Origin of the sequence: Kocuria sp. WRN011 (assembly GCF_002295155.1) — a bacterium.
Taxonomy (GTDB): Bacteria; Actinomycetota; Actinomycetes; order Actinomycetales; family Micrococcaceae; genus Kocuria; species Kocuria carniphila.
The window spans coordinates 55821-66172 of record NZ_NSGI01000014.1; the positions used below are offsets into that span (position 1 = coordinate 55821).

Annotated in this window: 7 protein-coding genes; 4 read left to right on the plus strand and 3 right to left on the minus strand. The window is 63.9% G+C overall.

The window, feature by feature from the left end; all coding sequences use genetic code 11:
• Positions 1–153 precede the first annotated feature (153 nt).
• From CKW39_RS14935 to CKW39_RS14945, 3 genes are all read right to left on the minus strand, one after another.
• Positions 154–1533, minus strand: coding sequence for a DUF4192 family protein (locus tag CKW39_RS14935; RefSeq protein WP_095798910.1), 1380 nt, complete (start codon positions 1531–1533; stop codon positions 154–156).
• Between the two features lie 141 nt (positions 1534–1674).
• On the minus strand, positions 1675–2973 hold the full coding sequence (locus tag CKW39_RS14940) for a nitrate/nitrite transporter (RefSeq protein WP_095798911.1): 1299 nt from the start codon (positions 2971–2973) through the stop codon (positions 1675–1677).
• Between the two features lie 59 nt (positions 2974–3032).
• The gene (locus tag CKW39_RS14945) at positions 3033–3953 is read right to left on the minus strand and encodes a proteasome assembly chaperone family protein (protein WP_095798912.1); all 921 of its coding nucleotides are present in this window, start codon (positions 3951–3953) and stop codon (positions 3033–3035) included.
• A gap of 211 nt (positions 3954–4164) precedes the next feature.
• Between CKW39_RS14945 and CKW39_RS14950 the strand changes: the two genes are divergently transcribed.
• From CKW39_RS14950 to CKW39_RS14965, 4 genes are all read left to right on the plus strand, one after another.
• On the plus strand, positions 4165–5703 hold the full coding sequence (locus CKW39_RS14950) for a leucyl aminopeptidase (protein WP_095798913.1): 1539 nt from the start codon (positions 4165–4167) through the stop codon (positions 5701–5703).
• Positions 5704–5885: 182 nt separating this feature from the next.
• The gene (gene lpdA, locus CKW39_RS14955) at positions 5886–7253 is read left to right on the plus strand and encodes a dihydrolipoyl dehydrogenase (RefSeq protein ID WP_095798914.1); all 1368 of its coding nucleotides are present in this window, start codon (positions 5886–5888) and stop codon (positions 7251–7253) included.
• A gap of 115 nt (positions 7254–7368) precedes the next feature.
• Positions 7369–9642 carry a 2-oxoglutarate dehydrogenase, E2 component, dihydrolipoamide succinyltransferase gene (sucB, locus tag CKW39_RS14960; protein WP_095798915.1) on the plus strand — a complete coding sequence of 758 codons (2274 nt, stop codon included), beginning with the start codon at positions 7369–7371 and terminating at the stop codon, positions 9640–9642.
• 123 nt (positions 9643–9765) lie between these two features.
• Positions 9766–10116 (plus strand): hypothetical protein, encoded by a 351-nt coding sequence (locus CKW39_RS14965; RefSeq protein WP_095798916.1) that lies wholly within the window; start codon positions 9766–9768, stop codon positions 10114–10116.
• Positions 10117–10352: the final 236 nt, after the last annotated feature.

Consider the following 10352-nt stretch of genomic DNA (forward strand, 5'->3'; position numbering starts at 1 on the left):
TTTCGTTGAACCGGTCGCGAGGTGCATTGCCACCATGTGTGGTCAACACGCCTATGACCCTGTCAAGCCCGGATTGCTGGCATTTCTGCCTCCTGAGACTTGAAGGGTCCTAGTTGAGCCAACATACATGCCCCAAGTTTTGTTCCCGGTTCATCACAAATATTTTTCGTGAGCGTGGCGAGGGTCATTGCGTTTCGCCCACCAACGGTCTCCGGGCCACGCCGTACGGGGGTCGGTGCTCCACCACGGTATGTCCTGGATGTCCAGACGACGCCGCACGGTTCGGGCTCCCTCGCGACCCTCCGCGATCTCGTTGCTGCGCTCCAGGAGCCCCATGGCAGTGAAGGCTCGTCCCCTGAACACCTCCAATTGAGCGCGCGCGGATACGACGTCCGCGTGGACCATGGAGCACCGACGTTCCCGCCCTCGGAAGGCCTCCGCGGATTCCAATCCGTGGCTCAGCAACAAGTCCAATCCCTCCAGGATTCGATAGGCCGCTTCTACCGTGGCCCAGTCCGGAATGGACTCCCACTGGCCTAGCACCGCGTGCGCGCAACACAGCCCCTCAGCGACGTCCTCGCGCGTGGCGCAATACTCGATTGCGGGTGCTGGGAGGGACAAGACTTCTCGCAGGGACGCTTGCAGCCCCTTGTGCGCCCGCGCTGCTCGGTCCTGGTCACCGGTCAACCACGAGTAGAAGATCGCATCCCGGGTGATGTTGTGGGTCAACGCCATGACCAACCGAGCGAGATGCTGATCCGTGAGACTCAACAACGCGGAGGGCCAGTCGGCTCCTCCGGAGTTCATCACGGCGATGGCATCATGCCAGCGCCGCAGGTCTCGTTCGTAGCAGGCCGGCGCCTGGAAGTGACAGTGCCACTGCTCGTCCACCCACTCGTGATGGGTGCCCTCGTACGCGAAACCGTGGTCCTCGGGCACTTCGTCCTCGGTGTGCCAAACGCCCGGTCCCTCTGTTAAGTGGTCCAGGGCGTCGAGGAATCCGGACGACCGGTGCCTTAGCGCATCCGGCACCTGGCCAGGTTGTTCCGGGGTCAACTCGTTGAAACAGCTTCCGAGCGCCACCATGTGCGCGTTCAGCTGGCTGTCGGAGATCCCACTCACCGGCTGCGGTTCATCGACACGCTGGAGGTTCCACCAGTGCTCCGGGCCCACGACGAAACCACCGGTGGCGCGCATTCCGGAGTCCTCAACGGCCAGCCCCAGCCACGCCGCGCGGAAGAAGTCCTCCTCGGGTTGGGAAAGCACCGCCGTATCCGAGTACACCACCACCGTCGCCTGATGCACGTGACCGGTGGTCGCTGTCACCTCAGTCAGTTGTTGGGCGTATTCCGCAAGATCCTCCGTCCCGCTGGGGGTGGGCAGCTTCAAACACAGTGCTCCCCCGCTGGAGACCGGGATGAACAGGACGGCGCAATTGCGCGGTTCATATCCCAGTTGGTGCGGAATCAGCGCCAGGAGGTCTTCGTCGCAGCGGATCTTGACGGGTTCTTGGGGATCATTGAGGAGTGTCATGCCCCCACGATCCGCGAGGCGAGCTCACCACGTCTCGCGGCGGCGTCGAACTGTGCATGCCGGGCAAGAAGGAAACCCGAGAGACCGCACTGTGGAGTGTGAGTGCCGCGACTTAGGGGACCAACAGGTTCTCGGACGCGATCACACGGAGCGGGGCCCGTGCACCTTGCGCACTTTCTTAGTGCAGATGAGCACCGCAATGATGCCCACCGCGGCCACGAGACCCTGGGCGGCAATGGCGGGACGGAACGCCTCGGCATCGTAGAGGGTCGGTGAAACCCCCGCCGCGAATTGGAGGTCCAGCACCAGACCGGTGAGATAAATGGCCGCCAAGGACGCGATGAACCCGCCCACATTGGCCAAGCCCGTTGCGGTGCCTCCGCGGCGGGGCGGATTGAAGCTGCGCACGATGTCAAAAGCGAGCATGGACGCGGGATAGGACAACGCCAGCATGCCGACCGCAATGAACACCACGGCCGTGGGCGCCTCACCGGGCCACAGCAGCATGAGCGCCCACCCGCAGTAGATCACCGCGCAGAAGCACAGAGCGAGCACAGAGCGGCGCTTGGCGAACACCGCACTGAGCTTGCCCACGCCCAAACTCACCACCACGTTGACCACCACGAACGTGGTCATGACCACGGAGGCCTGAGTGGCATCCATCCCCTGAGCGTTCTGTAAATACGGGTACGCCCACATCAGGGCAAACGTATTGCCAACGAATTGCACGGCGAAGTGAACCCAGAAACCCAATTGCGTCCCGGGTTCCCGCAGGGATTCCTTGATGGTCGCGCCCACGGTTGCGAAAGAAATGGACTCGTTGAGCACGTTCACCCCCGGTGGTGCGCTGCGCAGTAGGGCCGCGGACAGCACGCCGGACAACAATGCCAAGGCCGCCAACGAAATGAACGCGGGAACCCAGCCGGTCGCGTGCAGCACGGCCGCGAAGGGGATCACGGAGAAGAGTTGCCCCAGATTGCCGGTCATGCCGACCACTTGGGAAAGCATGGGCACGCGCATGGCAGAAAACCATGCGGGCAACAGGCGCATGACGCATACGAACGTGGCGGCGTCACCGGCGCCCACGAGAATTCGGCCAATCACACCGGCCGCAACGGATTCGGCCGCCGCGAGCTGCAATTGGCCGACCACCATGCACGCGGCCCCGGCGCTGATCAGCACACGGGGCCCGAAACGGTCCACCAGCACACCCACCGGGACCTGCAGGGCGGCGTAAACCAGCACCTGCATCATGGAGAACATGGACAGGCCCGCTGCCACTGTCTGGAAGCGGTCCGTCGCTTCCACCGAGGCCACGCCAAAGCTCGTCCGCTGGGCTACCGCCGAGAAGTAGGCGAAAACCCCCACCGCAAAGACGAGCCACGCCCTTCGCGAATCCTTCCCCTGATCACGGGGTGAAGACATGGGAGTGCGTGGCATGCTCAGGGTCCTTGGGTCGCAGTGGAGATCGCGGCCCGGCTAGTGCAGTTGCCGCGAGATCAGTTGTCCTGCTCGTCCTGAGAAGCGAGGAAAGCCTCGGCGGCCGCACCGAGTTCGTCGGCGTCGGGCAGATCGTCGTGGTCAGGACCGGCCAGGATGGAACGATGCGCTGACGCATCGACCACGTCATCGTATCGCCGTTCCATATTCTCGATGACGGACTGGATCTCCGGGGACCCATTGGCCTGCTCGTTGATCTGCTGAATCACGCCGCGAGAGGCTTCACGCAACTCGTCCGTGGGAAGCGTGCGGCCCGTGACGGCGCTCAGGTGCTCCAGAGCAGCCACTGCGGCCTGCGGCAAGTACGACTCCGCGAGATACTGCGGCACGTGTACCGACAGGCCCACGTGATCGATACCGGCGCCCTGCAACTTCAATTCCAGTAAGTGCGAGACGGAGGCGCTGATCTCGAAGGTCGGCTTGTTACCTCCCGTGCTCGGCAACAGGTCGGCCCGCGGTCCGTGCGCGGTGACCAACATGGGGCGGGTGTGGGGAACGGGCATGGGTATACCGCTCACCAGGGCCACCAGGCTCACGTCCAGGCGCTGGGCCAGGCCGACCACGGCCCGGGTGAAGCGCTCCCACTGAGTATCGGGTTCGGGACCGGTGAGCAGCAAGAAATGACGACCCAGGCCATCCGTGACCACGCGCAGGGTGAGCTCGGGTGCGTCCCACTCTTCGAAGTGGTCCTCCACGAACTTCACGTGCGGCCGACGGGAACGGTAATCGTAGAGCTGGTCCAGATCGAACTGGGCCAGGGTTTCACTGGGCATGGAGTCCATGACCACGGCCTCGATCTGGCCGGCCAGGTGCCCCGCCTCCACATATCCGGACAGCGCCACGATCATGGGCAATCCGCGCAGTCGCTCATCTCCGAGCAACGCGGGGTCACTCAGGTACAGCGCCGTAGGATCCAGCACAACGACCTCCTGCAAATAACTTGGGGGACGAAACCAGGGACGGTTCGCCTCATGATGACATTACTGAATTCAACGCCGGTGTGACCCGCCGGTATTCCCGCAGCGTACTGCGGAAGTGTCGGCACGTCCGGATAGGATCGGAGACGGTTCCCACGTTGCGATCCCCCTGGCGTGGGTAAGTGTCAGTGTTTCCGAACGAAAGGACACCATCGTGACCACCGTGCAGGACATTGTTGATATCAGTGATCTGAGCCTGGCCGTCAGTGCCAAGTCCCCGGCTGCTCTGTCCGCCGACGCGCTCGTCGTGGGTGTCGAGGCCCCCGGCAAGACCGTGAATCTGGGTCCCGCAGCCAATTCCAAGTTGAGCCGCACCCTGTCAGAGCTGGCCGAACTCGCGGGTGCCTCCGGTGCCGCAGATTCCGTCACCGTGGTTCCCGCGCCCTCCAACGTTTCCGCGCGTCTGGTCGCGTTCACGGGTCTGGGCAAGGCCAACCTCGACGACGCCGCCGCTCACGCAGAGGCCCTGCGCCAGGCGGCCGGTGCCGCCGTGCGCCAGTTGGCGGGCAAGGCCACCAGCGTGGTCGTTGCTCTGCCGACCACCTCCGTGGCCGAGGTCCAGGCCGTGGCCGAGGGCCTGGGCATGGGTGCTTTCAGCTACACGGCCCAGAAGGTGCAGACCCTGGACAAGCAGTCCACCCCGGTCGCTTCCGCGACTGTGTGTGTTGCGAAGGACCTCGCCAAGCGCTCGCAGGTGGCCGTGGAGCGTGCCGCCCACGTGGTCAAGGCGGTTCGCACCGCCCGCACCCTGGTCGATCTGTCCCCCGACACCGCTAATCCGGAGTTCGTGGCTGACTACGCAACCGCTGCCGCCAAGGGCAGCAAGGTCAAGGTCACCGTCCTGGCCGAGAAGGAACTGGCCCGCGGCAACTTCGGTGGTCTGCTCGGCGTCGGTCAAGGATCCGTTAACGGGCCGCGCCTCGTGAAGCTCGAGTGGGCTCCCGCCAAGGCCAAGCGCCACGTCTCGTTCGTGGGCAAGGGCATCACGTTCGACTCCGGCGGACTCTCGCTCAAGCCCCCGGCCTCCATGATGACCATGAAGTCCGACATGGCCGGCGCCGCTGCAGTGCTGGCCACGGTGATCGCGGCGGCCGAATTGAAACTACCCGTGGCAGTGACCGGTTGGCTCTGCCTCGCGGAGAACCTGCCGTCCGCCACGGCCACCCGTCCCGGGGACGTTCTCTCGATGCACTCCGGACACACCGTGGAAGTGCTCAACACGGATGCCGAGGGCCGTTTGGTCCTGGCCGACGGTCTGTGGGCCGCGGGCCAGGAGGATCCGGACCTGCTCGTGGACATCGCAACCCTCACCGGCGCCCAGATGGTGGCCCTCGGAACTCGTACCGCCGCCGTGATGGGTGACGAGCCCGCCCGCGACATGGTGGCCGAGGCCGCTTCCGCTGTTGGCGAAGCGACATGGACCATGCCCCTGCCCGAACACTTGCGCGCATCCCTGAACTCCAACGTGGCCGACATCAAGAACATGGGCGACAAGCACGGTGGCATGTTGGTGGCCGGATTGTTCCTGCGCGAGTTCGTTCCGGAGGTCAAGGGGAACCGCGTCCCCTGGGCCCACGTGGACATTGCCGGACCCTCGTTCAATGAAGGCTCCCCCTGGGGCTACACCCCCAAGGAGGGCACCGGATTCGGTGTTCGCACCCTGTTGAACGTGGCCGAGAACTACGCGTCGTAGTAGTCGTACCCGCCCCACCAAGCGCGCCACGCGCCGGGGACCCACGAGGTAGCAATACCTGGTGAGTCCCTGGGCGTGGCGATAAGGTGGGGACAAAACATCCAAGGGTCTGAGCGCACCGCAGATCGGTACGGCCAGACCGCATAGCAACGTCAAAACACTCGAACCCCGAGGGAGCCAACGTGGCCGACAACCAATACAACATTCTCGTCCTGGGCGGTGGATCCGCCGGATACGCAGCAGCACTGCGCGCAGTTCAGCTGGGTTACTCCGTGGCACTGTTCGAAAAGGAGAAGCTGGGCGGCACGTGTCTGCACTGGGGTTGCATCCCCACCAAGGCGTACCTGCATTCCGCCGAGTTGGCAGAGGGTGCTCGTGAGTCGGAGAAGTACGGCATCAAGGCCACGCTGGAATCCATCGACATGGGTGCCGTGCGCGATTACAAGAACAAGGTCGTGCAAGGCAAGTTCAAGGGACTCACCGGCCTCATGAAGATGCGCAAGGTGGACGTCATCGCCGGGGACGGCAAGTTGACCGGCCCCAACACCATCGAGGCCAACGGCACCACCTACACCGGTGAGCACATCATTCTGGCCACCGGTTCCTACGCCAAGACCCTGGGCATCGAGATCGGTGGTCGCGTGATGACCTCGACCGAAGCCCTCGAGATCGACTTCGTACCCAAGTCCGCGATCGTGCTCGGCGGCGGTGTGATCGGTTGCGAGTTCGCTTCCATGTGGCGCTCCTTCGGTGTCGACGTCACGGTGATCGAAGGCCTGCCCCACCTGGTGGCCAACGAGGACCCCGCCATCATCAAGATCGCCGAGCGTGAGTTCAAGAAGCGCGGCATCAAGTACAACCTCGGCACGTTCTTCGAGAAGGTCGAGCAGAACGACGACGGCGCCAAGGTCACCCTCGCGGACGGCAAGGAGTTCGAAGCGGACATCGTTCTCGTGGCGGTCGGTCGCGGCCCCAACACCGAGAACATGGGCTTCGAAGAGCAGGGCATCCCCATGGACCGCGGTTTCGTGACCCCCAACGAGCGTCTGCACACCGGTGTCGGCAACGTCTACGCCATTGGAGACATCGTTCCCGGCGTGCAGTTGGCCCACCGCGGTTACCAGCAGGGTCGTTTCGTCGCCGAGGAGATCGCCGGACTCAACCCGGTGCCCGTCGAGGACATCAACATCCCCAAGGTCACTTTCACCGAACCCGAGATCGCATCCGTCGGATACTCCCAGCCCAAGGCCGAGGAGAAGTTCGGTAAGGACAACGTGGAGACCTTCGAGTACAACCTCGCCGGTAACGGTAAGAGCTCCATCCTGGGCACGGGCGGCATCATCAAGCTCGTGCGCGAGAAGGACGGTCCCATTGTCGGATTCCACGCAATCGGTACACGCATCAGTGAGCAGATCGGTGAAGGTCAGCTCATGGTGAACTGGGAGGCATACCCGGAGGACGTTGCCGCGTTCATCCACGCCCACCCCACCCAAAACGAGGCCATCGGTGAAGCAGCCATGGCATTGGCCGGAGCACCCCTGCACGGTTGATACCGAGTCGATGCCCGCCACCCGGCGGGCATCGACGGTTAGCCCACCACCGGGGCGGTCACCCGCCCTGACAACTTGAGAGCATTTCTACGTTTAGAGAGGGACGGACGAGACAATGTCTGAAACCGTTAACCTGCCCGCACTGGGCGAATCAGTCACCGAGGGCACCGTTACTCGTTGGCTCAAGGAAGTTGGCGACGAGGTAGCCGTTGACGAACCCTTAGTCGAAGTTTCCACCGACAAGGTCGACACCGAGGTCCCCTCCCCGGTGGCTGGCGTCATCGAGAAGATCCTGGTCGAAGAGGACGAGGACGTCGAGGTCGGCGCGCCGCTGGTCGTCATCGGCGACGGTTCCGGTTCGGGCGATTCGGACGATTCCGGCTCCGAGGAGTCCTCAGATGATTCCGGTGAGTCCGAGCAGGCCGAAGAGCCCGCCGAGGACACCCGGGACGCCAGCGAGTCCGAGGAGAAGGAAGAGCTCAAGGAAGCACCCAAGGCCGATACCAAGAAGTCCCCGGGCAATTCCGTAGAGGTCACCCTCCCCGCACTGGGCGAATCCGTCACCGAAGGCACCGTGACCCGCTGGCTCAAGGAAGTCGGCGAGCAGATCGAGGTCGACGAGCCCCTGTTGGAGGTCTCCACCGACAAGGTCGACACCGAGGTTCCCTCCCCCGTGGCCGGCACCCTGCTGGAGATCAAGGTCCAGGAAGACGAAGACGCAGAGGTCGGCCAGGTCCTGGCCATCGTCGGCGACGAATCCGACGCATCCTCCGACGACTCCGGCTCCGACAGCTCGGACGACTCCAGCTCCGAGGGCCCCTCCGATGAGCAGGTCGAGGACGCCGCAACCGAGGCGGACTCCGGTGAGAACACCGAAGAGGCCGCCGAGGAGAAGGAAGAGCCCAAGGAAGCACCCAAGGCCGATACCAAGAAGTCCTCGGGCAATTCCGTAGAGGTCACCCTCCCCGCACTGGGCGAATCCGTCACCGAAGGCACCGTGACCCGCTGGCTCAAGGAAGTCGGCGATCAGATCGAAGTCGACGAGCCCCTGCTGGAAGTCTCCACCGACAAGGTCGACACCGAGGTTCCCTCCCCCGTGGCCGGCACCCTGCTGGAGATCAAGGTCCAGGAAGACGAAGACGCGGAGGTCGGCCAGGTCCTGGCCATCGTCGGCGACGAATCCGACGCATCCTCCGACGACTCCGGCTCCGACAGCTCGGACGACTCCAGCTCCGAGGGCCCCTCCGATGAGCAGGTCGAGGACGCCGCAACCGAGGCAGACTCCGGTGAGAACACCGAAGAGGCCGCCGAGGACAAGGCTCCCGCCAAGAAGGACGAGACCAAGAAGGCCGAGCCGAAGAAGGAAGAGTCCAAGCCCGCTCCCAAGCAGGACGACTCCTCTTCCGAGAAGCCCAAGTCCACCTCCGGGCCCTCCGAGGCCGCCGGTTACGTGACTCCCCTGGTGCGCAAGCTCGCTCGCGAGAAGGGCGTGGATCTCGCGACCCTGTCCGGCACCGGTGTGGGTGGTCGCATCCGCAAGCAGGACGTGTTGGCTGCGGCCGAAGAGTCCTCCAAGGCTTCCGAGTCCAAGGATCAGTCCGTCGACATGGCCCCGGCAGTGGCCGGCGGTACCGAGGAGAAGTCGGCTGCTCCGGCAGCGGACGCCAAGCGCGGCACCACCGAGAAGGCTCCTCGCATCCGCATGACCATCGCCAAGCGCATGCGCGAGTCCCTGGACGTGTCCGCTCAGCTCACTCAGGTCACCGAGGTGGACATGACCCGCGTGGCTCAGCTGCGTACCAAGGCCAAGGATCAGTTCCAGAAGCGCGAAGGTGCCAAGCTGACCTTCCTGCCGTTCTTCGCCAAGGCTGTCGCTGAGGCGCTACAGGCTCACCCTGTCCTCAATGCCACGTTCAAGGAGTCCGACAAGGAGATCGTGTACAACGGCTCCGAGGACATCGCAATCGCCGTTGACACCCCGCGTGGACTGCTCGTTCCGGTCATCAAGAACGCCGGTGATCTGAACCTGGGTGGTTTGTCCAAGCAGATCGCAGAGTTGGGTGCCGCCGCCAAGGACGGCTCCATCTCCCCCGATCAGCTGACCGGTGGCACGTTCACCATCACGAACATCGGTTCCTTCGGTGCGCTGTTCGACACCCCGATCATCAACCAGCCGCAAGTTGCGATCCTGGGTACGGGCACCATCGTGAAGCGCCCCATGGTCATCACTGATGCGGACGGTAATGACACCATTGCCATCCGTCATATGTGCTACCTGTCGCTGACCTACGATCACCGCTTGGTCGACGGCGCGGACGCCGGTCGCTTCCTCTCCACGATGAAGAAGCGACTGGAAGAGGGTCACTTCGAGTCCGAGGTCGGTCTCTGATCGCAACTGACTGACTCGTAGCGGTCAACCATTCGGTTGATTTATCACCGCCGGGATGTGTTCTGGATCACTCAGAGCGCATCCCGGCGGTTTTGTTGAGGGGGACTCGGATAGGGTCGAAGTATGGACTTCCTCTTCAGCCTCATGTTGTTCTTGCACTTTGTCGGCCTCGCCGTGATCATCGGTACCTGGATCTTCACGATGAAGCGCCCCACCGTGACCGTGGGCCAGTTCTGGTCCGCGATCGTCATGCTCCTGACCGGCTTGGCCATGGTGGCCATGCGCGAAATGCAGGAGGGCTTCGAGGTCAACCACATGAAGATCGGCATCAAGCTGGTCATTCTGCTGGTGGTTGCCGTGGCCGCATTCATCGGAATGCGCAAGACCAAGCTCGGCGAGCCCGTCTCGACCGGCCTCGCTCACGCTGTGGGCGGCATGGCCTTGATCAACGCCGCCGTCGCCGTCTTCTGGTGATCCTGCAGCCCTGAACATTCCCTTCGGAGCCCCGCCGCGCCTGGTGCGCAGCGGGGCTCCTCTCATGACCGGGGTACCGCCGCCGTATCGTCCGCGGTGGGTCGATTGCCGGCCCTTCACAGATGAGCGTGGGTAGGCGTCTTCCGCCACGGCCGGTGGCCACCGGCGGCGAGCAGGGCGCGTAGCCGGTAGTTGTCGAAGTTGCGGAAACCCCGAGCGACCCGGCGCATCGTCTC

What these genes read in the sequence shown, in the direction of transcription:
- sucB (WP_095798915.1), top strand. Translation starts at nt 7,369, where the DNA reads ATGTCTGAAACCGTTAACCTGCCCGCACTGGGCGAATCAGTCACCGAG.
- CKW39_RS14940 (WP_095798911.1), bottom strand. Translation starts at nt 2,973, where the DNA reads ATGCCACGCACTCCCATGTCTTCACCCCGTGATCAGGGGAAGGATTCG.
- CKW39_RS14965 (WP_095798916.1), top strand. Translation starts at nt 9,766, where the DNA reads ATGGACTTCCTCTTCAGCCTCATGTTGTTCTTGCACTTTGTCGGCCTC.
- CKW39_RS14935 (WP_095798910.1), bottom strand. Translation starts at nt 1,533, where the DNA reads ATGACACTCCTCAATGATCCCCAAGAACCCGTCAAGATCCGCTGCGAC.